The organism is Variovorax sp. Soil_C_26, from assembly GCF_057657075.1.
Genome location: NZ_JBDGJC010000008.1, coordinates 173,148 through 198,539, shown reverse-complemented (window position 1 = coordinate 198,539; position 25,392 = coordinate 173,148). Strand labels below are relative to the sequence as shown.

The 25,392-nt window shown below is 68.3% G+C and carries 19 protein-coding genes; 16 read left to right on the top strand and 3 right to left on the bottom strand.

Features of this window, described 5'->3' with window-relative positions:
- The first annotated feature begins 31 nt into the window (after positions 1-31).
- Both AC3A6G_RS22120 and AC3A6G_RS22115 read left to right on the top strand, forming a co-directional pair.
- Positions 32-763, top strand: coding sequence for a carbonic anhydrase family protein (locus AC3A6G_RS22120; protein ID WP_487861943.1), 732 nt, complete (start codon positions 32-34; stop codon positions 761-763).
- 133 nt (positions 764-896) lie between these two features.
- Entirely contained in the window at positions 897-2,534 is a 1,638-nt protein-coding gene (locus AC3A6G_RS22115) for a serine hydrolase (RefSeq protein ID WP_487874556.1), read from the top strand.
- Positions 2,535-2,539: 5 nt separating this feature from the next.
- Here AC3A6G_RS22115 and tssA read toward each other — a convergent pair whose 3' ends face one another.
- From tssA to AC3A6G_RS22100, 3 genes are read right to left on the bottom strand one after another with little or no spacing between them, the layout of a single operon-like run.
- Complete coding sequence (gene tssA, locus AC3A6G_RS22110; RefSeq protein WP_487874555.1) at positions 2,540-4,117, bottom strand: type VI secretion system protein TssA; 1,578 nt, start codon at positions 4,115-4,117, stop codon at positions 2,540-2,542.
- A gap of 36 nt (positions 4,118-4,153) precedes the next feature.
- Entirely contained in the window at positions 4,154-4,903 is a 750-nt protein-coding gene (locus AC3A6G_RS22105) for a response regulator (RefSeq protein WP_487861946.1), read from the bottom strand.
- The gene (locus tag AC3A6G_RS22100) at positions 4,900-6,534 is read right to left on the bottom strand and encodes an ATP-binding protein (RefSeq protein WP_487874554.1); all 1,635 of its coding nucleotides are present in this window, start codon (positions 6,532-6,534) and stop codon (positions 4,900-4,902) included. Before AC3A6G_RS22100 ends, AC3A6G_RS22105 begins: the two co-directional genes overlap by 4 nt.
- A gap of 326 nt (positions 6,535-6,860) precedes the next feature.
- Between AC3A6G_RS22100 and tssB the strand changes: the two genes are divergently transcribed.
- The 14 genes from tssB to AC3A6G_RS22030 all read left to right on the top strand — a co-directional run bounded on the left by tssB (position 6,861) and on the right by AC3A6G_RS22030 (position 25,381).
- Positions 6,861-7,355: a type VI secretion system contractile sheath small subunit gene (tssB, locus tag AC3A6G_RS22095; RefSeq protein WP_487874553.1), complete on the top strand. Its 495-nt coding sequence runs from the start codon at positions 6,861-6,863 to the stop codon at positions 7,353-7,355.
- 13 nt (positions 7,356-7,368) lie between these two features.
- A complete protein-coding gene (gene tssC / locus AC3A6G_RS22090; protein ID WP_487861949.1) occupies positions 7,369-8,850 on the top strand; it encodes a type VI secretion system contractile sheath large subunit in 1,482 nt (493 codons plus the stop codon).
- A gap of 214 nt (positions 8,851-9,064) precedes the next feature.
- Positions 9,065-9,553, top strand: a complete 489-nt coding sequence (locus AC3A6G_RS22085; protein WP_042579186.1) for an Hcp family type VI secretion system effector — start codon at positions 9,065-9,067, stop codon at positions 9,551-9,553.
- A gap of 24 nt (positions 9,554-9,577) precedes the next feature.
- Positions 9,578-10,009 carry a type VI secretion system baseplate subunit TssE gene (tssE, locus tag AC3A6G_RS22080; RefSeq protein ID WP_487861950.1) on the top strand — a complete coding sequence of 144 codons (432 nt, stop codon included), beginning with the start codon at positions 9,578-9,580 and terminating at the stop codon, positions 10,007-10,009.
- 31 nt (positions 10,010-10,040) lie between these two features.
- A complete protein-coding gene (tssF, locus tag AC3A6G_RS22075; RefSeq protein ID WP_487874552.1) occupies positions 10,041-11,804 on the top strand; it encodes a type VI secretion system baseplate subunit TssF in 1,764 nt (587 codons plus the stop codon).
- Positions 11,792-12,802 carry a type VI secretion system baseplate subunit TssG gene (gene tssG, locus AC3A6G_RS22070; RefSeq protein ID WP_487874551.1) on the top strand — a complete coding sequence of 337 codons (1,011 nt, stop codon included), beginning with the start codon at positions 11,792-11,794 and terminating at the stop codon, positions 12,800-12,802. The genes tssF and tssG overlap by 13 nt, the downstream gene beginning before the upstream one ends.
- On the top strand, positions 12,789-15,455 hold the full coding sequence (tssH, locus tag AC3A6G_RS22065) for a type VI secretion system ATPase TssH (RefSeq protein ID WP_487864989.1): 2,667 nt from the start codon (positions 12,789-12,791) through the stop codon (positions 15,453-15,455). The genes tssG and tssH overlap by 14 nt, the downstream gene beginning before the upstream one ends.
- A gap of 16 nt (positions 15,456-15,471) precedes the next feature.
- Positions 15,472-18,486 (top strand): type VI secretion system Vgr family protein, encoded by a 3,015-nt coding sequence (locus AC3A6G_RS22060; RefSeq protein WP_487874550.1) that lies wholly within the window; start codon positions 15,472-15,474, stop codon positions 18,484-18,486.
- A 10-nt stretch (positions 18,487-18,496) separates the two neighbouring features.
- A complete protein-coding gene (locus AC3A6G_RS22055; protein WP_487874549.1) occupies positions 18,497-21,235 on the top strand; it encodes a DUF2169 family type VI secretion system accessory protein in 2,739 nt (912 codons plus the stop codon).
- Positions 21,232-22,329, top strand: a complete 1,098-nt coding sequence (locus AC3A6G_RS22050; RefSeq protein ID WP_487861956.1) for a pentapeptide repeat-containing protein — start codon at positions 21,232-21,234, stop codon at positions 22,327-22,329. The genes AC3A6G_RS22055 and AC3A6G_RS22050 overlap by 4 nt, the downstream gene beginning before the upstream one ends.
- A gap of 12 nt (positions 22,330-22,341) precedes the next feature.
- Positions 22,342-23,058 (top strand): DUF3540 domain-containing protein, encoded by a 717-nt coding sequence (locus AC3A6G_RS22045; protein WP_487861957.1) that lies wholly within the window; start codon positions 22,342-22,344, stop codon positions 23,056-23,058.
- A gap of 12 nt (positions 23,059-23,070) precedes the next feature.
- Positions 23,071-23,463 carry a DUF4150 domain-containing protein gene (locus AC3A6G_RS22040; protein ID WP_487874548.1) on the top strand — a complete coding sequence of 131 codons (393 nt, stop codon included), beginning with the start codon at positions 23,071-23,073 and terminating at the stop codon, positions 23,461-23,463.
- Positions 23,464-23,484: 21 nt separating this feature from the next.
- On the top strand, positions 23,485-24,552 hold the full coding sequence (locus AC3A6G_RS22035; RefSeq protein WP_487874547.1) for a serine hydrolase: 1,068 nt from the start codon (positions 23,485-23,487) through the stop codon (positions 24,550-24,552).
- A 7-nt stretch (positions 24,553-24,559) separates the two neighbouring features.
- A complete protein-coding gene (locus AC3A6G_RS22030) occupies positions 24,560-25,381 on the top strand; it encodes a hypothetical protein (protein WP_487864995.1) in 822 nt (273 codons plus the stop codon).
- Positions 25,382-25,392: the final 11 nt, after the last annotated feature.

Genomic DNA, 25,392 nt, shown 5'->3' with positions numbered 1-25,392 from the left:
CTTGCCGCGGTCACAACCCTCGAGATCATTCATGAAGAGCCTGCGCCCAGCCTGTTGCGAGCCGCACCGCCGTCATTTCCTGGGCACCTCCTTCGCGGCGGCCCTGGTCGGCGTGGGCGTCGGCACCGCATCGTCGTCCACCGAGGCGGCTTCGCTCAGCGAGGCGCAGCGCAACGCGATGACGCCCGACCAGGTGATCGGGAAGATCATGGACGGCAACGCGCGCTTCCTGTCGGGCGTGCACAAGGAGCGCAACTTCCTGGCGGAGATGCGTTCCAGCGCCGCCGGCCAGTTCCCGGCGGCCATGGTGTTGTCGTGCATCGACTCGCGCGCGCCCGTCGAGGTGGTCTGCGACCTTGGCATTGGCGACACCTTCAACGCGCGCGTCGCCGGCAACGCGGTGAACGACGACATCCTGGGGTCGATGGAATTCGCCTGCGCCGCGGCAGGGGCCAAGGTGGTGATGGTCATGGGCCACACCGGCTGCGGCGCCACCAAGGGGGCGATCGACAACGTCGTGCTCGGAAACCTCACGCTGCTGCTGGCTCGCTTCAAGTCGGCCATCGACGCCACGGTGTTCGCAGGCCCGCGCACTTCGAAGAACGACGCCTTCGTCGACGCCGTGACCAAGACCCACGTGCAGCAGGCGCTGCCGCTCATCCGAGGACGCAGCGCAGTGCTGGCCGGCCTGGAGGCGAACGGGCGTATCAAGATCGTCGGCGCCATGTACGACATTGCGTCGGGCAGGGTCACGCTGGTCTAGCCGACATGCGGTTTGACCAACGCGCACCGCGCTCAGCTTGCATCACTCGGCCGCGCCTGCAGCCTTGCCATCCCGATGCCCCTTGCGCACCATCGGCCGCCCTCGTCGGGGCTCCTTCAACTTCCGGATTCCAATGATCTGCAAACCCGTTCTCCTGCGCCGCTTCGTCCATGCGCTCTTCCTCGCGGCAGGTGCCGCATTGGCCGGCTGCGGCGGCGGTGGTGGTGGTGGTGGCGCAGCGTTCCACGTGCCGCCCTCGTCGCCGGGCACGCCGTCGCCTGCGCCGTTCAACATCACACCCGTTGCCTCGGCGCAGATCGATGCCGCCGTGGCCAAGCTCGACGGCGTGGCGGCCGAAGTGATGCGACGCACGAAGGTGCCCGGTATGGCCATCGCCGTGGTGAAGGACGGACAGGTCGTCTACGCCAAGGGCTTCGGCGTGCGCCGGGTCGGTTCGCCGGAACGGATCGATTCCGACACGGTGTTCCAGCTTGCATCGATGTCCAAGCCGATCGCCGCGACGGTCGTCGCCGGGCTCGTGGGAGGCCATGGCGTCTCCTGGGACATGCCTGCAGCGAGCCATTTGCCGGGCTTCAGCCTGTCGGACGCGGCGGTCACGCAACAGGTCACGATCGGCGACTTCTTCGCGCACCGCTCCGGCCTGCCGCCTGCTGCCGGCGACCAGCTCGAGGACCTGGGCTATGACCGCGAGCAGATCCTGCAACGCCTGCGCTACGTGCCGCTGCGGGCCTTCCGGACCAGCTACGCCTATGCCAACTTCGGCCTCACCGCGGGCGCGGAGGCGGCGGCCAACGCCTATGGCACCGATTGGGCGACGCTGTCCGAGCGCGTGCTCTATGCGCCGGTGGGGATGAATGCCACCAGTTCCCGCTTCGTCGACTTCATGCAGCGCGCCAACCGCGCGACGCCGCACGTGATGCAGGACGGCAGCTACCAGGCCGTCTACCAGCGCCAGCCCGATGCGCAATCGCCTGCAGGCGGTGTGAGTTCGAGCGTCAACGACATCGCGAAGTGGATGACCCTTCTTCTTCGCGACGGCCGCTACAAGGGGCGCACGGTGTACACCCCCGCGGCGCTGAAGCCCGCGATCACCGGACAGATCGTGAACGGGCCCCCGCCCGCGGACCCGTCCGAGCGTGCGAATCACTACGGCTATGGATTCAATGTCGGCACGTCGACGGGTGGGCGCCTGAAGCTGTCCCATTCGGGCGCCTTCATGCTCGGCGCGGGCACTGCCTTCACCGTGATTCCGGCGGCCGACCTCGCGATCGTCACGCTGATCAACGCCGCACCGGTGGGCGCGGCCGAAGCGCTGAACCAGACGTTCGAAGAACTGGTCGAACGTGGCACGACCTCGGAAGATTGGATCGCCGCCTATGGAGAGCGCTTCGAACCGTTCTACGCGCCCGAGGGCTCGCTGGCCGGCCAGCAGTCGCCCGCACAACCGGTGCCCGCGCTCGGCAGCAATGCCTACACCGGCACCTATGCCAGCCGTTACTACGGCAGCGCCATCGTGGAATTCGACGGCAGCGGGCTGGTGTTGAGGATGGGGCCGACGGGCGAGCGGCGCTTCCCGCTGCGTCACTGGAGCGGCAACACCTATGTGTTCGACCTGTCGGGCGAGAACGCTCCCGCAGGATCCCTCGGCAGGGTGGACTTCGAGCCCGGCGCCTCCGGCATCTCCACGGGCCTGACGATGGACTACTACGCGGAGGACCTGGACCGCGGCACGTTCACCCGCACGCCCTGAGCGGGTCAGGTCAGCGCGATCGCGCGCGCCGGGTCCAGCCGGGCGATGGCCGTGAGTGCGGCATGCCGCTCAAGCGGATCGGCATCGTCCTGGCTCAGGACGGGGTAGACCGCCACCCATGCCTCGATCGCCAATTCGGGGTCCCACCGGTCCAGGTCGTGGTGCTCGATCCTCTCGACCAGGAGCCGCGCAAAGGGTAGCGGCACGCGACCCTCCCGGTGCACGCTGAGCAACTGGCACAGCCGGATCTGCGCGCGCAGCTGCGCGGGTGCGTCCGCAGCGCGGGCGATGGCCTGCCGCAGCAGCGACACGGCTGCCTCGAGTTCGCCGCTCGCCGCGAGCCCATGGGCCTGCGCCACCACGCTGCCAAGGCCGTCGCCTGTCATGCCCGCTGCGGCGCCGCTGGCCAACGCCGCGGGCCCGCCCAAGCTGCCAATCCATTCCAGCGTGCGCGCGCTCGCGAAGGGCATGCCGTTGCCGAAGCACAGGCTGTCCAGCCCCGGCAGCCGCTGCAGCAGTGCGAAGGTGCTGCGCTCGACCTCCGCACGCGCGGCAGCGCCGGCATCGCCGATCTGCGCCAGCGCCGCGGCACTGAGCGCCTGCAGATCGAGCCAGAAAGGATAGGCCGGAAACTGGGACTCGGCAAAGCCGATGGCGTCGAGCGGCTCGGCCGCTGCGTCCTGCATGCGCCGCATCGCGTCCGCGACCTGCGAGATCGGCGCACCGATCTGGGTCATGCTGCCCGTGGCGGGTGGCAGCGCGTCGATGCTGCCCCAGTTGGCGAAGCGGCTGATGCGATAGGCGCGGGCATCGCCTGGGTCCGCTGCCATCATGACGTCGACCACGTGGTTCAGATGCGCGAGGGCGGGTGCCAGCGCCTGGGCGAGATCCTCACCGGGCGCCGGTGGGGCCAGGGCGGTGAGCGTGGGCAGGCTGGGCGGCGCTGCGAGCGCAGCGGGCGCTGAGACGGGGGAAGGGGAGGTGCCGGCCATCTCAACTGCTGGCGCGGCGACCGCCGGCGCTGCGTTCTCGGCGACGGGCACCTGATCGATCAACGCCAGCAACGCCCGCATCGAGGGCGCCTCTTCGTCCTTGGCGCGCAGCAGGTCATCGATGCGCCGGCCGGCGGCCAGGAGGCCGGTGACCAGCCCGGAGGCCTGCGGTGCGAGTTCGCTCCATGGCCGCTCCCGGGCACTCAGCTCGATCCGATCAAGCAGCCACTGGAGCGCGTTGCGGCGCGCGCGCAGTCGCGTCACGGGTGGCGACATGGCCTCCCAAAAATGCTCGTGCAGGTCGGCCAGCACCTGCAGGCCAGCGCGCAGGCCGGTCAGGCCGTCCGTCTGCAGCAGTGCGGCATTAAGGTAGCACGCCACCAGCAGGTCCTTGCCGCCATCGGCCAGAAGCGGCGCAGCAAGCCGTGCCACGCGCGGCCAGTCGGTCTGGCCGTCCGCGCCGGGGTTCGAGAGCTTGCCGATCTCCAGCTGCAGCGCGTCGAAGCGCGGATCCTCCCGCACATTGCTGCCCGCGGGCTGCATGGCGGTGACGGGCCGGCTTCCGATGCCGTCCAGCAGGGCAATGTCCACTTTGGTCGTTCCTCGTCGTCTTGTGGCGCAGCGCGCTCAGTCCCAGATGGCCTCGACGCAGAGCGCGTCGAAGTAGTAGCCCGCGCCGCGCTCGGTGCGAAGCAGCGCGGGACGCTTCGGATCGGCTTCGATCTTTCGGCGCAGGCGCAGTATCTGAACGTCGATCGAGCGATCGAACACGTCGTCGAAGGCGCGCGTTCTTTCGATCAGCTGCTCGCGCGTGACGATCGTTCCGGGCGCGCCCAGGAACATCACCATCAGGTTGAACTGGCTCGGCGACAGCGCCACCTCGCGGCCCTCGCCGGACCGCAAGCGGCGCGTGTTGAGATTCAGCTCCCAGCCGTCGAACCGGTAGGCCCGCGGATGCTTGCCGCGCGTCACCGGACTGCGGATTGCATCGGTGCGACGCCAGACCGCGCGCATGCGCGCCAGCATCTCCCGCAAGGAGAACGGCTTGACCACATAGTCGTCTGCACCGAGTTCCAGCCCCATGACCCGGTCGGCTTCGTCCTCGCGCCCGCTCATGCAGATGATCGGGAACCGGTGTTCCTGGCGCCAATGACGCGTCAGGTCCACGCCGTCGCCGTCGGGCAGTCCGAGGTCGAGCAGCACCATGGTGTAGTCGCGCTGCTCGACGGCCTCGAGCGATTCCTTGACGTTGCGGGTCACGTGGCTCTCGATGCCATGGCCCGCCAGGTAGCTGCCGAGGAGCGTGGCCAGCGAACCGTCGTCGTCGACGATCAGGACGGGCCCGCGTGGTTGCGGGTTCGTGGCTTCGATCTTCATGCGCATGGTCTTTCCAGTGGGGGCTCGGCGCCGGCGGTGTCGAACAACGGCACTTCGAGCCGAAACAGGCTGCCGTGCCCTGGCGCCGTGGCCATGCCGACGAAGCCTCCGTGCCCGCTCGCCACGCCCGCCACGATCGCCAGCCCGAGGCCCGAGCCCCCCTGCGCCTGGCGTGTGGAATAGAACGGATCGAACAGGTGCGGCCAGTGATCTGCGGCGATGCCGTGGCCGTCGTCCACGACCTCCACCCAGCCGTGCGCGCCACTGTTCCCGGCGCGTTGGTCGCCCAGCACGATGTCGAAGCGGACGTCGCACCGGGCCGCGGCGCTGTGCGCGCCGACCGTGAGCGTGACCTGCTGCCGCGCTGCCTGCACCGCGTTGCGCAACAGGTTCTGGACCGCCCGCAACAACTGCCCGCGATGGGCCAGCACCAGGGGTGCGGACAACGTCGGGGCGCGTTCGGCCATGGGTGCGCGCGTGATGCGGATGTGCGCGGGGCACAGCGGGCGTGCCATCTCGATCGCCTCGTCGACCAGTGCGCCGAGGTCGACACGCTCGCGCTTCGGATCGCCCTGGCGCGCGGCGAGCAGGATCTGCTGGGTCATGTCGATGCCACGGTCGGTGGCGCGGCCCAGTTGCGCCAGTTCGGCCTGGGCCGGACTGTCGGGCGGAATGCGCTCGCCGGCGATTTCGGCACACGCGCGGATCGTGCCCAGCACATTGTTGAAGTCGTGGGCCACGCCACCGGCCAGAAAGCCGAGCGATTCGAAGCGACGTGCCTGGTCGAGCCGGGCCGCCATGCGCTGGCGTTCGCCGATCGAGACCGCGAGCAGCAGCGACAAAACAGCAATGCCGATGAGGTCGACCTGCAGGGTCCACATGCCGTAGCCGAATTCCTCGTAGGGGCCGAAGCCGGCCAGCGTGAGGCCGACCATGCCGATGGCGATCACCGCATTCAGGGGGGCCACCAGCACCATGCCGCTGCGCACCGCGGCCCAGCACAGCGGCAGGGAGAGGGCCGTGCGCACCACTTCGTCGTGCATGCCGGGCACCAGCGCCAGCGCCAGGCAGGCGAAGGTGGCCGCGATCGGCGACCAGTTGCTGCGCTCGCGCAAGACCGTGTTGGCCGCTGGTGTTCCACAGGCAAGCAGTGCGGGCACCAGCGTCAGCATGGCCACCGCATTGGCAACGTAGACACCTCGCCAGGGCGCCAGCCATTCGGCCGCACTGCCCCACCAGAGCAGGGTGGCGACCAGCGCCGCATGCAGCATCGACCAGCCCACCGGCAGAAGCAGCGTGAAGCGCAAAAGGCGGCGCGAGGAATCCAGGTGCCCGTCGTTCGCGATCCAGCGCTGTCCGAGCCAGGCGCCCAGCGCGACTGCGAGCAGGGCCAGCGCGGCCAGCATGACGTTGACCGCCGACCATGTCGAAGGCGCACGCGCGCCGGCCAGCGCCAGCGCCCCGGAGGCCAGCAGCAGGTACAGCGGCCACTCGCGGACATGCCGGCGCCACAGCAACGCCACGCCGATGGCGGGCGCCGGCCAGGCGAGCGTCGACAGCGACGGGTCGGCCGCCATCCCCAGGCCGGCATGGGCGGGGAGGTAGTAGGACAGGCCGAGCAGAAAGGACAAGGCGGCGCAGCCGGCCAACACACCGGGCGGGCGCAATTTCGGGGACCCCGGTTCTTTCATCTGTAACGGTTGCATTTTGCGGCCGGACTTTAACCGCACTCGGTCAGCCAATTAACGGTTGAGACGAATTGACAAAAGTTTGAGATGCATCGACTAACGGGGAAACACTTTTTAACCCGAAACTTCGTCGCTCCGGAAACGCACGGCATTCAACGTCGCCTGCCACTGAAATGAATACTTTCGATGGCGTCTTGTGTGAAATGCATGGGGCGTTTTTTCCTCTGGCTTTTTGCGTTGGGTCACCCAACCTATTTCAGGAGATTTCCATGGCAGCCGATGGATCAGTCGCTCCCAAGGAGCGCGTCAATATCGTTTATCGCCCCGCCGTCGGCGATGCGCAGTCGGAAGTCGAATTGCCGCTGAAGTTGCTGGTACTGGGCGACTTCACGGGGCGCGCCACCGATCAGGCCGTCGAGGACACCAGGCCGGTGTCGGTCGACAAGGAGAACTTCAACGACGTGCTGAAGGCCCAGAAGCTCGAACTCAGCATCGGCATCGACAGCAACCTCGACCCGAAGGCCCCCGAGGGCGCGCAGTTGCCGGTCAAGCTGAGCTTCGAGTCGATCGACGACTTCTCGCCCGATGCTCTCGTCGGGAAGGTGCCCGAGCTGCAGCAACTGCTGCTGTTGCGCGACGCGCTCAAGGCGCTGAAGGGGCCGCTCGGCAACATCCCCGATTTCCGCAAGCGCGTGCAGGAGCTGGTCCAGGACGATCAGGTGCGCGCGCGCCTGCTGGGCGAACTCGGCATCGAAGAAAAGTAACGGAAGGCCCGCCATGGAAAAAACACAAGCCCAGCCGGACGCCTCTGCGCCTGCCGCCGCCGCTGCCTCGCTGCTGGACGAACTGGTCGCATCCGCGCGCGTCAAACCCGGCGACGATGCCTATCCGATCACCCGCCAGGGACTGCAGGCGTTCATCTCGCACCTGCTCGAGCCGCAGAACGCGGTCGAGCGTGTGACCCAGGCGACCGTCGACGACATGATCGCGGGGCTCGACCAGAGGCTCTCCGGCGCGGTCGACGCGATCCTGCACCATCCCGAATTCCAGGCCATGGAGTCTGCCTGGCGCTCGCTGAAGTTCCTGGTCGACCGCACCAACTTCCGCGAGAACGTGAAGATCCAGATCCTCAGCGTCAGCAAGCAGGCGCTGCTGGAAGACTTCGAGGACGCCGCGGACGTCACGAAGTCGGGGCTCTACAAGAACCTCTACACGGCCGAATACGGCCAGTTCGGCGGACAGCCCTTCGGCGCGATCGTGGCCAACTACGAGTTCGGCCCCGGGGCGCAGGACATCAAGCTCCTGCAGTACGCCGCCAGCACCGCTGCCATGGCGCACACGCCCTTCATCGCGGCGGCCGGGCCGCAGTTCTTCGGCATCGACACCTTCGAGCAGCTGCCGAACCTGAAGGACCTGTCGTCGGTGTTCGAGGGCCCGCAGTTCGTCAAGTGGAATGCCTTCCGCGAGAGCCAGGACGCGCGCTACGTGGGCCTGACCCTGCCGCACTTCCTGCTGCGCACGCCCTATGGGGCCGACACGGTGCCGAGCAAGAAGTTCAACTACCAGGAGAGCGTGACCGGCGGCAACAAGGACTTTCTCTGGGGCAACGCGGCCTTTGCGTTTGCCTCGAGACTGACCGAGAGCTTCGCCGACTACCGCTGGTGCGCCAACGTGATCGGGCCGCAGGGCGGCGGCACGGTGTCCGATCTGCCGATCTACTCGTACGAGTCGATGGGCGCGATCCAGAACAAGATCCCGACCGACATCCTCATCTCCGAGCGGCGCGAGTTCGAGCTGGCCGAGCAGGGCTTCATCGCGCTGACGATGCGCAAGAACAGCGACAACGCGGCGTTCTTCTCGGCCAACTCGACGCAGAAGCCGAAGTTCTTCGGCCAGAGCAAGGAGGGCAAGGAGGCCGAGCTCAACTACAAGCTCAGCACCCAGCTGCCCTACATCTTTGTGGTGAGCCGGCTGGCGCACTACATCAAGGTGATTCAGCGCGAAAACATCGGCATGTGGAAGGAGCGCGCCGACCTCGAGAAGGAGCTCAACCTCTGGATCCGCCAGTACGTGGCCGACATGGACAACCCGGCCGCGGGCGTGCGCAGCCGCCGTCCCCTGCGCCAGGCGGAGATCAACGTGCTCGACGTCGAGGGCGAGCCGGGCTGGTACCGGGTCGATCTGAAGGTGCGGCCGCATTTCAAGTACATGGGCGCGTCTTTCACACTGTCGCTGGTCGGCAAGCTCGAAAAGAATTAGTCCTTTATTGCAGGAGCGGCCCGTCCATGTTGCATGGGTAACCTGGACGGCCCAAAAGGAAATGCTGCGGTAGCCGCTCCCCAACACAATTGAGACCAACGCAGCCAATAACTCTGCCCCAGGCCGCGATTCAAATCCGAATGATGCGAACGCATTCTTCGAATTGACGGGGTTTTAACGTCGGCACGAATTGCCGAACAAAGAAAGTATTCAAATGCCGATGCCGTGCTACCTCACCCTCGAAGGTCAGAATCAGGGAAAGATCGAAGGCTCCACCAAGGTCAAGGGCCATGACGGGAAAATCCTCGTGCAGGCCGTCGAGCACACGATCGAGATTCCCAAGAGTCCGCAGACCGGCCTGCCCACCGGCAAGCGCGTCCACGGCCCGACCACGCTGACCAAGGAAATCGACAAGTCCTCGCCCAAGCTGTTCCAGGCCCTGACCTCGGGCGAGCAGATGAAGTCGGTGGAGCTCGAGTTCTACCGGATCTCGCCCAAGGGCACCGAAGAGAAGTACTACACGGTCAAGCTCGAGAACGCCATCCTCACGAGCATCCGCTCCTGGACGCCCAACTGCCTGAACCCCGAGAACAAGCAGATGGGGCACATGGAAGACGTGGCGTTCACCTACGAGAAGATCACCTGGACCTTCAATCCCGACGGCATCGAAGCCGAGGATTCCTGGCTCGCGCCGAAGTCCTGAGCGGACGGCGGCTGATCGCGTGCCGTGAGTGAATTCCGCCTGCTCGAACGCGTGGCCCGCTGGGAAAGCGGAACCGAGCGCCATGCTGCCGCCGGGGCGAGCCTGCTGATCGACTCCGTGATCGCGCACCTGCGCTGCATCCTGAACACCCGCCAGGGCAGCGTCCCGCTCGATCCGCACTTCGGCGTGCCGGACTTCACCAATCTCGCGGGCGGCCTCTCGGCCGGATCGGTGCGCGACATCGAAGTCGCTATCCGGCAGGTGATCCTGCGCTACGAGCCCCGCCTGGGTGCGCCCCAGGTGAGGCTGCGTGCCGATCCGCTCGAACCGATGTCGCTGCGCTTCGATGTCGATGGGCGGCTCGATGTGGACGGCCAGGAGATCCCCTTGCAACTATCGACCATCGTCGGCAGCAACGGCAAGGTCAGCGTGCCCGACCATGCACTGAGGCGTTGACCGCCTCGCGCGAACCGCGCTCCCAGACGAGATGAGCAAAGCCACATTTCTTCGCTACTACCAGGACCAGCTGCAGCAATTGCGCACGCTGTCGGTGGACTTCGCACGCGCCAACCCGGCGTTGGCGCCGATGTTGGCCGAGCCCTCGGGCGATCCGGACGTGGAGCGGCTGCTCGAAGGCGTGGCCTTCCTCAACGGCCTCACCAGGCAGAAACTGGACGACGAATTTCCGGAGCTGCTCCAGGAGCTCGCCAACCAGCTGTTCCCGCACTACCTTCGGCCGGTGCCGGCGGCGACGCTCGTGGTGTTCGAGCCCAAGGCCCCGCTCACCGAGGCGGTGCAGGTGCCCGCGGGCAGCGAGCTCGCCTCGCTGCCGGTGGATGGCACGCGCTGCCGCTTTCGGCTCAGCCATGCACTGCAGGTGGAGCCACTCGCGCTGCGCGGCTTCGAACTTGTGCACGATGCGGGCCGGGCGCCCGCGCTGCGGCTGGACTTCGCGCTGCAGGGCATCGACCTCTCGCAATGGCGGCGCGGGCGGATCCGGCTCTTCCTGGGCGCGGGCTTTGCCCAGGCCAGCAACCTGCTGATGCTGCTGATGACCCGCGTGGCGCAGGTCGAAGTCGCCGCCGGAAGCCCGCAACAGGGCGGCGAACGCTTCCCACTCGGCCGCGAGGCGCTTCGATGCGCCGGCTTCGATCACGAGATGCTGGCCTATCCGCAGCATGCCTTCTCGGGGTTTCGCGTCATCCAGGAATATTTCGCGCTGCCTGAGAAGCTGCTGTTCATCGAGCTCGACGGGTTCGAGCGCTGGGGTGACGCACGCGCCGGCCAGCAATTCAGCGTCTGGCTCACGCTCACGGACCTGCCGGAGTGGGCGCCCGAGCTGCGTGACAACAGCTTTCAGCTCAATGTGGTGCCGGTGCTCAACCTGTTCGAACACCCCGGCGAACCGATCCCGCATGAACACCGCACGAGCGAGTACCGCGTGCGGCCCGAGAACGAGAAGAAGGGCCACTACCAGATCTTCTCGGTCGACCGCGTCGTCGGCTATGTGCAGGGTGCGGGCGAGGAGCGCGTGTACCTGCCCTTCGGCATGGCCGGCCTGCCGGGCCAGGCGAACCAGGCAGATCAGGCACCGGCGAGCTACTCGCTGTCTCGCCGCGCTTCGGCCGTGGGCCGCGGCCAGGACCTGTTCATGTCGATCGCCACCCCGCGCCACCAGCCGCTGGCGAGCGAGACGCTGTCGATCTCGCTGACCTGCACGAACCACGAGCTGCCCGAGAGCCTGAAGCTCGGCGACATCAGCCAGCCCACCAGCAGCTCACCCGAGCGGCTGTCCTTTCGCAACATCCGGCCGGTCACGCCGCAGCTCGATCCGCCGGCCGACGAGCACCTGCTGTGGCGGATGATCTCGCACATCTCGCTGAACTTCCTGTCGCTGGCCGATGCGGCCAACCTCAAGATGATGCTGGGCCTGTACATCTTCTCCGAGCGACAGGACCATGGCCGCGAGATCGCCAACCGGCACCGCATCGCGGGCATCGAGTCGCTTCTCGCCGAGCCGGAGACGCGGTTGATCGGACGGCGCATGCTCAGCGGCCAGCGGCTGCGCCTGGGCTGCCGCAGCAGCCACTTCGCGAGCCTGGGCGGCCTCTATGTCTTCGGTTGCGTGATCGAGCGCTTCCTGGGCGACTACGCGACCATCAACGCCTACACCAGGCTCGAACTGCGCGACATCGACACGGGCGAGGCCTTCGAATGGCCGGCCAGACTGGGACGGCAATGCCTGCTCTGAAAGACGATCTGCGCGCTCGGGCCTCGAACTACGGCTATTTCCAGGCGATCCGCCTTCTGCGCCGCGCCGGGGCGCGCAACATCCGCGTGCGGCCCCATCTCAGCCTGGGGTTTCCGGACAACGACATCGCGCGCATCGAGCGCATGCGGGGTGCCGCAGCCGACGGCAGCGAGGACGCCTACCGCGTCACGGCCAGCTTCTTCGGCCTCTACGGTGTGTCATCGCCGCTGCCGACCTTCTACACCGAAGACCTGCTCGACGACGAGCGCGAGGGCCGCCACGCGCGGCGCGACTTCCTCGACATCCTGCACGGCTCGCTCTATCCGCAGCTGTTCGATGCCTGGCGCAAGTACCGGCTGCAGATGCGCGTGGTCGAGGATCAGGACCCGGAAGCGCTCGACACCCTGTACGCCTTCGCCGGCCTGGGCTCGCCCGCGCAGCGCGAGAGCCTGGCGCCCGAGGCCGGGAGCCTGCTGCGCCATCTCAATCTGTTCGCGCAGCGCACGCGCTCTGTGCTGGGGCTTCGCATGCTGCTGGCCGATGCCTTTGCGCCGGCCGCTGTCGAGGTTGAGTCCTGCGTGCCGAACTGGGTGCCGATACCCGACGACCAGCGCCTGCGGCTTGGGCTGCAGGCCCATGCACTGGGTGAAACCTGCCCGCTCGGCGTGCAGGTCGAGGACTGCGACAACCTGCTGCGCCTGGTCTTCGCCGAACTGCCGGAGGCGCTTTTCCAGCAACTGCTGCCGGGTGCGGCGGGCCATCGGCGGCTGCAGTTTCTGGTGCGCTTCTATCTCACGCGGCCGCTGCAGGTGGCTGTCGAACTCAGGCTGCGCAAGGACCAGGGACGCACGGCACGTCTCGGTGCGCCGGTCTGGTCGCGCCTGGGCCTGGACACCTGGCTGCCCGGTGCGCGGGACGGCGACCAGCCGGCCGTCGGCTTCCGCCTTGCGGCGCCCCTCACTTCCCCTACAAGGACCACTCCCCATGTTGCTGGTTGAACTCAAGCCGCTCGTCGGCCGCCTCGACGACCATTGCAAGTCCTCGCTCGAGAACGCAGCCGGCCTGTGCATCTCGCGCGGCCATTACGAAATTACGCTCGAACACCTGCTGCACCGGTTGCTTGACGAGCCGCAGGCGGACCTGTCACTGCTGCTGCGCCAGAACGGTATCGATGCCGGCGTCCTGCGCCACGGCGTCGACCGCGTCCTGGAGGAGATGCGCACCGGCAATGCCGGCCGGCCGGCGTTCTCGCCGCTGTTGCTGGAGCTGCTGCAGGATGCCTGGCTGCTGGGGTCGGTGGACCTCGGGCAGACGCTCATCCGCTCCGGCGCCGTGCTCGCCGCGCTGGTGGCGCGCGCGGGTTTCTATGCCGGCGGCGCCCTGGGGCCGCTGCTGCGCCCGCTGCACAAGGAGACCCTGCTCGCGCAGTTCCCCAGCGTCTGCGCCGGCTCGATCGAGGGCCATCCCTCGGCCGTGGGGGAGGGCGCAGGCGTCGAAGGCGGTGCAGGCGGCGCGCCGGCCGGTGCGATCGCCAAATACTGCGAGAACTTCACCGACAAGGCGCGCGCCGGCAAGATCGATCCGGTCTTCGGCCGCGACGCCGAGATCCGCCAGATGGTGGACATCCTCGCGCGCCGGCGCAAGAACAACCCGATCTGCGTCGGCGATCCAGGCGTGGGCAAGACCGCGGTGGTCGAGGGCCTGGCGCTGCGCATCGTCGAGGGCGACGTGCCCGAGATGCTCAAGGACGTGACGCTGCTGGGCCTGGACATGGGCATGCTGCAGGCGGGCGCCAGCGTGAAGGGCGAGTTCGAGAATCGCCTGAAGGGCGTCATCGAGGAGGTCAAGGGCTCGGCCACGCCGATCATTCTCTTCATCGACGAGGCGCACACGCTCATCGGCGCAGGCGGGCAGGCCGGTACGTCGGATGCGGCCAACCTGCTGAAGCCCGCGTTGGCGCGCGGCGAGCTGCGTACCATCGCCGCCACCACCTGGGCCGAGTACAAGAAGTACTTCGAGAAGGACGCTGCGCTGGCGCGCCGCTTCCAGCTCGTGAAGCTCGACGAGCCCGATGTCGCCACCGCGATACAGATCCTGCGCGGCCTGCGCGAGCGCTACCAGGAGGTGCACCAGGTTGCCATCCGCGACGACGCGCTGGTGGCCGCGGCCGAACTCTCCAGCCGCTACATCACGGGCCGCCAATTGCCCGACAAGGCCGTGGACCTGCTCGACACCGCGTGCGCACGGGTCAAGGTGCTGCAGCACGCCAAGCCCGACCGGCTCGAGGACACCGAACGGCGCATGCAGGCGCTCGAACGCGAGGCGCGCGGCCTGCGGCAGGACGTCGATCATCGCCAGCCCGTGGATGCCGGGCGTTTTGCCGACATCGACGCGCAGATGCGCACGCTCGCGGCCGAGGCCGAGGAACTGCGGGCGCGCTGGCAGGCACAGCGCGCCGCCGCCCAGGTTCTGCGCGACGCGCGCGCGGCCTTCGGCGCGGCGCGGCGCGAGCAGGGCGAGCAAGGAGAATTGCCCGAGGCGCCGGCGCTGCAGGCGCTCGAAGCCGTGCTGGTCCAGGCCGAGCAGGCCTTCGCCCGCGCCCAGGGCGGCGACGCGCTGGTGCGTATCGATGTCGATCCCGAGGTGGTGGCCAAGGTGGTGTCCGACTGGACCGGCGTGCCGGTCGGCAAGATGCAGCGCGACCGCGCGAGCACCGCGCTGGGCCTGGCCGATGCGCTCAAGCGCCGCATCCGCGGACAGGACGCCGCGCTCGACCAGGTGGCCGAGATCGTCAAGACCGCGAGTTCGGGCCTGAACGATCCGCGTCAGCCGCTGGGCGTCTTCCTGCTGGTCGGCCCTTCGGGGGTCGGCAAGACCGAGACCGCGCTGGCTGTCGCGGACCTGCTGTTCGGCGACGAGAAGTCGACCGTGGTCGTGAACATGAGCGAGTTCCAGGAGCGCCACAACGTGAGCCGGTTGATCGGCTCGCCGCCGGGCTACGTGGGCTACGGCGAAGGCGGACTCCTGACCGAAGCGGTGCGCCAGCGGCCGTATTCGGTGGTGCTGCTCGACGAGGTCGAAAAGGCCCACCTGGACGTGCTCAACCTGTTCTACCAGGTCTTCGACAAGGGGATGCTGTCGGATGGCGAGGGCAAGGAGATCGACTTCGCCAACACCGTCATCTTCCTCACTTCCAACCTCGCCACCGATGTGATCACCGAGATGACGCAGGGCGACGATCCGGTCGATCCGGCCCTTCTTGCCACTGCGATCCGGCCGCTGCTGTCGAGCCACTTCAAGCCCGCACTGCTCGCGCGCATGACCATCGTGCCCTATGTGACGCTCCACGCCCAGGCGCTCGGCGGCATCGTGCGCCTGAAGCTCGAGCGCATCGCCCTGCGGCTGGCGCACAACAACAAGGTGCGCTTCACCTTTGCCGACGCGGTGGTCGAGCGCATTGCGGCGCGCTGCACCGAGGTGGAGACGGGTGCCCGCAACATCGACTTCATCCTGCGCGGAAAGGTGCTGCCGCTGATGTCGCAGCAGATGCTGCAGCGCATGGGCAGCGGCGAGCCTGCCAGCACCGTTCATCTGGATGTCGATGCCGCGGGCGAATTCACGGTGCGCTTCGATGCCGAGGCCACCGCCTGATCCACGAGTCCAAGCCATGCGCACCCTCTCCGATCGCCTTCCCTCCGACCGCCGCTTCGAGTTCGCAAGCGCGGCCTGCCCGAGCGACACCTTCGCGGTCGTGCGCATGAGCGGCTTCGAGGCCATTTCGAAGCCCTACCGCTTCGAACTCCTGCTCGTCTCCGACAACGCGCAGCTGGACCTCGCGCGCGTGCTCGCCGCCAAGGCCGAGCTGCGCATCCTCGCGCCCGACGGCCGCGCGCAGGCCACCCCGTATGCGGGCGTGCTGGCCGAGTTCGACCAGCTGCACCAGGCTGGCGGCGTCACCTTCTACCGCGCGGTGCTGGTGCCGCGGTTGTGGCAACTCTCGCTCTGCCGGTCTTCCGAGGTCTACCTGCACGAGCAGACCATTCCGGAGATCGTGGAGGCGATCCTGAAGGGCGCGCGCTTCAGCCCGGCGAACGACTACGAATTCAGGCTGATCGAGCGCTATCGCCCGCGCAGCTATGTCTGCCAGTACCAGGAGACGCCACTGGACTTCGTCTCGCGGTGGTTCGAGCGCGAGGGCATCTACTACTATTTCGAACAGGTCGATGGCGCCGACCGCTTGGTGTTGCTCGACGGCAAGATCGCCCAACCCGCCCAGGCGGTGGCGGTCAACTACCGGCCGGCCGACGAACTCGATGTCGGACTGGCGCCGGATTCGGTCCAGGGCTTCGTCTGTCGCACGCGACCGCTGCCGCGCAGCCTGGTGCTGCAGGACTACAACCACCGACGCGCGGGTGTGCCCTTGGTGGCACAAGTCGAGGTCGCGGCCAACGGCATCGGCGAGGAGATGCTGTATGGCGAGAATTTCCGCACCGAGGAGGAGGGGCAGCGCTACGCCAACATCCGTGCGCAGGAACTGCGCTGCGGCGAGCGCGTATTCAGTGGCGAATCCACCGCCGTGGGCCTGCGCACCGGCTATTTCATGGACCTGTCGCACCACTACCGCGACGACTTCAACGGCCGCTACCTGGTCACGGAGATCACGCATGAAGGCTCGCAGGCGGGCGCGCTGCTGGCGGGCCTGAAGACCCCCTTCGACGAGCGTGAGGGCCACACCAGCTATCGCAACAGCTTCCTCGCGCTGCCGGCGGCGGCCCAGTTCCGTCCCTCGCGCACCACACCGAAGCCGCGCGTGGCGGGCACCATGAACGCCACGGTCGACGCCGAGGGCAGCGGCGACTACGCCGAGCTCGACGCCTACGGCCAGTACAAGGTGCAGATTCCTTTCGACCGCACGGAGAAGGGTGCGGCCAAGGGCTCGGCGCCGGTGCGCATGGCCTCGCCCTACGCGGGCAGCGATCACGGCATGCACTTTCCGCTTCACAAGGGCGCGGAGGTGCTGCTGTCGTTCACCGACGGTGACCCTGACCAGCCTGTGATCGTCGGCGCAGTGCCGAATTCGCAGAACCCGAACGTGGTCGACCAGCGCAACCCGCAGGACAACCTGATCAGCACCAAGGGCGGCAACCAGGTGCTGATGGCCGACACCAAGGGCAAGGAAGTGATCTGGCTGCATTCGCCCTTTCACAAGAGCAGCATCGGCATCGGCTCCGTTCATCCCGAGGGCGGCGGCAGCATCTACGAGGCCACCACCGGCGGCATGGACGCGGTGTCCTTCGGCAACAACAACGCGATGAGCTTCGGGCCGTCGAATTCACTCTCGCTCGGTACCAGTGCGTCGATCGGCGCGGCCTTCTCGAATGCTGTCTCGATGGGTACGAGCATCGGCATCAGCGCGTCCTCCAGCATCAGCTGGTCGATGAGTCTGGGGACGCTTCCCGCCATGGGCGCGTTCAAGGGCTCGGACGGCCTCAAGAACCTCTCGATCGACGACTCGAGCGGGGTCAGCCTGTCGCGCTCCTTCGGGGGCAAATCCAACGACACGGCAACCATCCAGGCCGGCGCGTTCGAGGATGAGGCCACCTCTGCCGCACTGGAGAAGTCGAAGCAGAAGCTGCGCGCGATGATCGCTGCCTACACGGCGCTGAACTTCGCGCAGTCCACCGCCTTCGGCATGGCGGTGAACGCGAGCGCCGGCGGGGCTGCACTGGGCTCGAAGCAGAAACAGGCCAAGAAGGACCAGGAGGCCAGGGACGCCAAGTTCGCCGAGGACGAGGCCAAGGACGAGGCGAGCGAAAAGGAAGGTCTCAAGAACAAGCTGATTCCTTCAGACGTCAAGACCGACGCCGACAGGCTGGCATGGCGGCTCGCCGAAGAAAAAGAAATCGAGGACAAGTACAAGAAGCGCGCCGCCGAACACGCCGCCTCTTCGAACCCCGATCGCCAGACGCTGCAGGGCTGGCCCGGCATCATCGGCAAGTTCGGGCTGGATGCAGTTTCCAATGTGACCGCGATGGCCTTGATGCAGGCCTATGCAAGAAAGCTGCAGGCCGAGATCGAGGACCTCAAGTTGATGAGTGAGATGAGCCTGGGGGTGGACGGCATCAAGCAGACGGTCAATGGCCCCGACGCGGGCATACCGGCGTTCCAACCCATGCAGGCGCTCGATGTTCACTGCGAGTTCGACATGTCGCCCTCGAAGGGCGTGAGCATCCAGGCAAAAAAGAAAACCGATTGGAATGCGAATCCGCCGACCGGGGGCGAAATAACCATGGGCGCCAAGCGCATTCACTTGTCTGCCGACGAACTCGAGTTCGATGCGCCGACGGGCCACCTGGGCAACCTCGTCGGCAACCGGTTGACGGGCTTTTCCTATTCGGTGGGCAAGGACACGGCAAGCCTGCAGTCCAAGCAGGGCACGGTGAAGGCAGAAGCGGATGCCCTGGACCTGGCTGCGCCGAAGGTGCGGATCAGCGTGGCGGCCAACAACGTTGCCTCGGCGACCCGGCGCATCAGCATCGACAGCAGCTCGGCCTCGCTGACCTTTGGTGTTTCGGGGTGGAAGGCCAGCGATCAGGGCCTTGAGCTCACAAGCGGATCCGCATCGGGGAAGTTCCAGTCGTTCGGCGTCAGCCTCGACGGCGCCCTGGTCAAGCTGGGCTGAGACCTCGACCATGAAGATCATCAAGCCCGACAACATGGCGGTCGTCCATCGCGCGCTGCGATGGCAGGCACAGGACCGCCTGGCCGTCGGCCTGGTGGCCCTGTTTCCGCTGGCGTCGGCGGGCCTCGATGCGCTGCGCCCCGAAACCGAGCTGTGGCAGCGACTGGCGCAGGCGCCCGGCGCGCCGGCCGTGCTCGACGAGGGCTACCCGAAGCCGAAGGCCGAGTTCCTGATCTACGGCGAGGCCTGTGCGCCCGGCGCCAAGGCCGTGACCGAACTCGCGGTGCGCGCGCGCGTCGGCAGCCTGGTCAAGCCCCTGATCGTCCATGGCGACCGGCAATGGAGCGCACTCGGCACGATGTCGGCGACCGCGCCCTTCACACGCATGCCCCTCGTGCCGGCCAACGCCTTCGGCGGCCCGGGCAACGAAGCGAACGCGCTCGGCAAGGCCGCGCCGGCCCTGCCCAACGTGGAGGACCCGCGCGATCCGATTGCCTTCATGGGCGACCGTCCGGCGCCGGCCGGCTACTGGGGTGTCGACAGCGGCGCGCCGCAACGCCAGCGGCACCTGGGCGCCGTCGGCACGGCCTGGCTGCAGAAGACCTGGCCGCACCTGCCCGAGGACACGGGCGGCGACTACTTCCAGAGCGCGCCGCCGGACCAGCGACTGGCCGGATTCTTTGCCGGCGACGAGGCGATCGAACTGAGCCATCTGCATCCCGAGCAGCCGCACATCGAGAGCGCGCTGCCGGCCTTGCGCGGTCGCTGCTTCGCGGCGCTTCGCGGCCAGGGCGAACAGGCCGGGTTCAGGGAGATCGCCACCCGTGCCGAGACGCTCTGGCTGATGCCGGGCCTGGGCCTGGGCGCGGTGCTCTACCGCGGCACGCTGGAGATCGACGACGAGGAGGCACAGGACGTTGCCTGCCTCGTCATGGGCTGGGAGCGGTTGTGCGACGCGCCGCTGCCTGATGCGCACTACCGCGACCAATTGCCGCCCCCGGCGGCCGCGGGGTCGGCAGCGGCAACGGTGGCACCAGCACCCGTGCTTGCAGCGCCCGCTGCAGCGGGTGCGACCGATTCGGCATCGCCGGGGCAAGCCCCGAAGCCGAACGTGGCCGCCCCGGTGCCCGCAGTGCTTGCCGACCCTGCATCGGCCGAGATCGAACGCCTCACGGCCGAGATGAATGCACAGACGGATCGGCTGCTTGCCGAGCACGGCATCCCGCGCTCGCAGATCGAGGCCATGATGCAGCCGCCTCCACCGCCGGTGCGCGACGTGTCGCTGGCCGAGATCGATGCCATGACGCAGAAGCTGCAGGCTGAGCGCGCGGCCGTGCTGGCGCAACACGGCCTCACGCAGGCCGATGTCGACGGGTTCATCCGCGGGCGCCAGGGCGCGTTGCCGCCGGCCGACGTGAGCCTGGCGGACATCGAGGCGCAGACACGGCAGATGCGACTGAACACCGAGCAGGTGATGCGCGACAACGGCATCGACCATGACGACGTGGCTGACTTCCTGAGCAGCCGCGGTGCCCATGACGATGCGGTTTCCTTCATGCGTCAGTTTCCGGCGTTGGCTTTGATCGATGCGAAGCCGTCGGCGCTGCCGCCGCCTGGCGCACCGTCGGCCACCGGCGCAGCGGCCGCCCCAACGCCTGCGAGCATCGCGGCGGCACCAGCAGCACCTGCACCAGAACCGGAACCCGCGTTCGCGCCCGCGCCCGCGCCCGCGCCTCATCCTCCGACCAACCGCGAGGAAGTGATCACCTGGCAGGCCGAGGGCCGCAGTTTCGCGGGGCTGAAGCTGGACGACCTGGACCTGAGCGAGCTCGACCTGTCCAACGCCGACTTCAGCACGGCCACGCTCGAGAAGACGCGCTTCGACCGCACCCGACTCGCCGGCGCCCGCTTCGACCAGGCCATCCTGCAGGGGGCCAGCTTCGAGGGCGTCGATGCGACGAACGCCAGCTTTCAGTCGGTGCGCGCGGCCGGCAGCCGGTTCACCGGTGCCGCACTCGGAGGCGCCACATTGAACGCGGCGGATTTCAGCGGCAGCGCGTTCAACGCCGCCAGCCTGCAGGACGCCCAGTGCGCCAGGGCCGACTTCAGCGGCAGCCGGATGGCCGGCCTGCGTGGCGCGAACCTGCAAGCCGAACAAGCCGACTTCAGCGGCTGCGCGCTCGAGGGCGCGGACCTCACAGGTGCGACGCTGACGGCCGCGCGCTTCGATGGAGCGCTCATGGAAGGCGCCGTGCTGGCCTGCGTCCAGGCCGAGCGTTCGCAGTGGTATGCCACGCAGGCGCCGAAGGCGGACTTCAGCGGTGCCAAGCTGCGCGGCGCGCGCGCCGGCGTGGGCAGCGTGTTCGCGGGCGCGAACTTGCGCGGCGCGAATCTCGATGGCGCGGCCTGGAGCGATGGCGTCGACCTGCAGGGCGCGGCCATGCAGTCGGCCTCGCTGGAAGGCGCGGACTTCAGCGGCGCGCGCGCGGCCGGACTCCTGCTGGCCCGCGCCAATGCGAGGGGCGCCAATTTCTCCCGCGCCGCGCTGGACGCTGCCGACGCCTCCGGTGCCAACCTGATGGGCGCGTCGCTGCGCCATGCGCAGCTCGCTGGCGCGCAACTGGGCGGCGCCAACCTGCACGCCATCGACGCCTATGGCTCGGCCATCGTGAATGCCCACACGGCGGGCGCACTCACCACAGGCACGCTGATGCAGATCCCGGGCCGGCCCGAGGCGCGACAGGCATGAACGCGACCGGACCCGCTTCCTTCGCCGATGCCGACGCCGCCCTGGCGGCAGTTGCCCAGGGCGGCCGCCAACTGGCCGGTGCCAGCGTCGCCGGACTCGACTTCGCAGGGTGCGACCTTTCCAGGGTGCACTGGCGCGACGTCGACCTGCGACAGGCGCGGCTAGAGCGTGCCAACCTGGAAGGCGCCGTTTTCGAGCGCTGCACGCTGGCCGGGGCCGTGCTCGCCGAGGCCATGCTCACGGCCACCCAATGGCAAGCCTGCGACCTGCAAGGCGCGCTGCTGCGCGACTCGCTTGGTGAGCGCATCTCGATGAGCGAATGCAGCCTGCGCGAGGTCGATGCCGCAGGCGCGCGATGGACCCATGCCACGCTCGACCGATGCGATCTGTCGGCAGCCCGCTTCACCGATGCCGCGCTGCTGCGCGTCGATGCGTACCAGTGCCGCTTCGACGGCACCGATTTCAGCCGCGCGCTGATGCAGCGCTTCACCGCCATGGACGCCGACCTGGGCAGCGCCCGCTTCGACGCCACCGACCTGACCCAAGCCTACCTCGCCGGCGCCAGGCTGGCGGGCCAGCGACTGGGCAACTGCGTGCTGCTGATGGCGCAGTTCAACCGGGCCGATCTCGCGGGCGCCGACTTCTCGAAGGCGCAGCTGCGGCAGGCCCAGTTCCAGCACGCGATGCTCGAGGGCGCAGCGTTCAGCGGTGCGACGGGCCTGCACGTGCGCTTTGGCGATGCACGCCTGGCGCGCGCGCTGCTGGACGAAGCCAACTTCGAGATGTCGGACTTCGCGCGTGCCGATCTCGTGGCCGCGCGGCTGGTGCAGCTGCGCGCAACGCAATCGAACTTCGCGGGTGCCCGCTGCCAGGGCGCGCAGATGGCGCGGGCGGTGTTCGTCGACAGCGACTTCTCGCATGCCGATCTGAGCGACGCCGATTGCAGCCATGCCGACTTCAGCGGCGCGAACCTGCATCGCGTCGTCGAGCGCGGCACGAACTGGCGCGACGCCGTGCGTCGCGGCAGCCATGCAACCGATGCCGGGCGCGCCCGCGCCGAAGACTGGCGCCCGACGCCGGCCACTCTTTCCTGAGAGCACCTCCCCATGAGCAACCACGACCCATCCCTCTCGACCTGCGCGCTCGACCGCGCTGCAGAGCCCGGGCCCCGTCTCGTCACAGGCACCGTCTGCGGTGGCGCCGGTGCCTGGCTGTTCGTGCGCAGCAGCGAAGGCGAGCAGCGCGCGCAGGTCGCGCCCAGCTGTCTGCTGGCGCCGGAAGACGGCGACGTGGTGCTGCTGTGCCTTGTGTCCGACATGCCGCTGGCCGAGCCGCGGAATGGCGCGACGAGCGTGCTGCCCTGCCGCCAGCACGTGTTGGCCGTGCTGTCGCGCCCGGCGACAGCGCAGGCAACGCTGCAGCTGCCGGGCGGCGCCAGGCTCGTGACGCAGGAGGGGAGCCTTCGCATCGAAGGCCGCGAGGTCGGCATCACGGCGTCCTCCGGGCTGCGGGCGCGCACGCCGCAGTTCACGCTGGAGGCCACCCGGGGCGACCTGCGCTTCGGCCACGCGAATGCCTCGGCCGGCAGCTTCACCGGGGTCGTCGGCGAGATGCGGCTGTTCGCACGCGATCTCAGCGCGCAGGTCGGCCGCCTGGTGCAGAAGGTGCGAAGCAGCTTCCGCACGGTCGAAGAACTCGACGACCTGCGTGCCGGGCGTACGCGCTGGGAGGTCGAAGGCCATGCCCAGCTGCATGCGCGGCAGGCCACCGTGCTCGCCGAAGGCACCGTCAAGATCGACGGCCAACGCATCGACCTCGGTTGAAGGGCGCCACCCATGTTCGCAGTGACCCTTGCCGGCGGCCAGTGCCTGGCCACCCCCGATGTCTGCCAGGTGCCCACGCCCCTGGGACCGGTGCCCACGCCCTTTCCGAACATCGGCGTGCCGCCGATGGGCGATTCGCCGACCACCAAGGTGCTGGTGAGCGGCATGCCCGCGCTGACCAAGGCCTCGAAGATTCCGCTCACCAACGGCGACCAGCTCGGCACGGCCGGGGGCGCGGTGTCGGGAAAGGTGATGGGCGAAGTCGAGTTCATCGCCGGCAGCGCGAAGGTCAAGTTCGAGGGCCAGGCCGCCGTTCGGTTGTCCACACCCACCAAGCAGAACGCCGGCAACGCCGTGGGCGCGGTGCTCGCACCAAGCCAATCCAAAGTCGTCATCGTCAGCTGAATCGGAAACAGAGGAACCCACATGAAATTCCACCCAGGCAAGAAACCCCCAACCGACACCCTTCCATTGCCCGGCCGTCGACAGGCGCTTCGCAGCGCCGCCGCGGCCATTGCAGCGCCTGCCCTCGTGGCCTGTGGCGGCGGGGGCAGCAGCTTCAGCAGCTTTGCCCAGTCTGCGCCCGCGGCCGTCAACCAGGCGATCAGCGAGTTCATGGCCATGGCGCCCGACACCGCGGGCGCGATGGTGCGTGCGGACGTACCGCTCACGCCCTGGTCTGCGGGGCAGGGCACCGAGCGCAAGCTCTTCGCAGCGAGCGCGGTCAAGACCTTCATCCTCGCCCAGTTCCTGCGCGGGGCCGAGGCCGAGGGCAGCAGCGTCGGCCTGTCCACCCGCTGCGAGGTGAGCGACATGCAGCGCAGTCTCGGAAGCCCGGTGCTGGGCGAACTCACCGGCACATCGAACTATGGCAACGTGCTGGACGCCATGATCGCGCGCAGCGACAACACGGCCACCGACATCGCGATGGCGGCGGCCGGACCGGAACGGGTTCGCGGCCTGATCGCGCAGGCGGGCCTCACGAACACGCAGATCTTCGACTCGACCCGTCGCGTGTTCTCCTACCTGGCGGGCGCCCCGATCGGGGTCGACCTGGGCTGGCCCGGCATGCAGAAGATCCAGAACGGCGAGAGCAGCGGATTTGCCTCGCGGACCGATGTCATCAATCCCACCGAGTCGATGCTGAGTTCTGCCGCCGACCTGGTGAACTGGTATCAGCAGGTGCTGACCGGCAAGTACTTCTCCACGGCGGCCAGCCTGCGCGAGTTCAAGCGCGTTTCCTCGCAGGCGACGGCGTTGTGGCAGGTGGTGCCCGCGGACGTGATTTCCTACGGCAAGGGCGGCAGCATCGACTGGGAAGATTTCCATGCGCTGTCCCTGGCAGGGCAGATGCGATTCGACAACGTGCCGGTCACCTTCGCCTTCATGCTGAACTGGCGCGGCGGCGAGACCAGCAACGCACGCACGCCTGCCTTCGGCGCGGCCGCGTCCAAGGTCCTGAACGCGGTGGCCGACGCGCTGCGCACCGCGTGAGAGCGCAATGACCATCGTCGCCGTCACCGCGCTCGCCCCCGATCCGCAGCGGCTGTCCGCCGTGGCCGGCACGCTCGCGCGCTATGGCCTCAAGGCGCTGGGCGGCACATGGGAGACCACGTCGCAGAAGGTGCTCGAAGTCGATTGGCGACCGATGGTGGATGCGTTCGTCGCGCGGCGCGCCGCGCTCTGGCTGGTGCTTGCCGATGCCAAGGCGCTGGAAGACCCGTCGGTGCGCTACGGCCTCAACCTGATCGCCGCGAACCTGCGCAGTGCCCTGGGCGGCGACTTCGGAATCGCCGTCCTGTGGCCCGACGACGCCGGTGCGGGAGGCGCGTCGGATTCCGCGCGTGCCGCGCTGCCCGCGCAGCTGCGCGATGCGCTCGTGCTGGCGCCTGGCGCGGCCTGGCCCGCCAAGCTGGTCGCGCACGTGCATCGGGCAGGGCGCCGGCCCGCGGCGAGCGCCGACCGGATCTCGGTCCACGGCAACGCGCAACTCGGTCAATGGATCGAACTTGCCCCCGGTGCGGGCAGTTGGCAAGGCGTGATGTTCGCCGTCGCAGGCGAGGGCGCCTCGATCGACTTCCACGCCACCGGGCCCAGCGGTGGCCTGCCCGAGACATCGACCATCGCCTACGGGCAAGCGGGCCTGAAGCTCGAGAGCGCCGGGCGCACCTTCACCGGCTGGGCCCTGCGCAACGAGGTCGGCGCCACGCCGGCCGGGCCCATGTCGTACTACGCACGCGTACGCGGACGCCCCGAGGCGGTGCTGTGGATGCCCTACACGGAAGAGGACGATGCCGATGCCACGCTGCTCGCACTCGACTGAGGCCAGCGCCC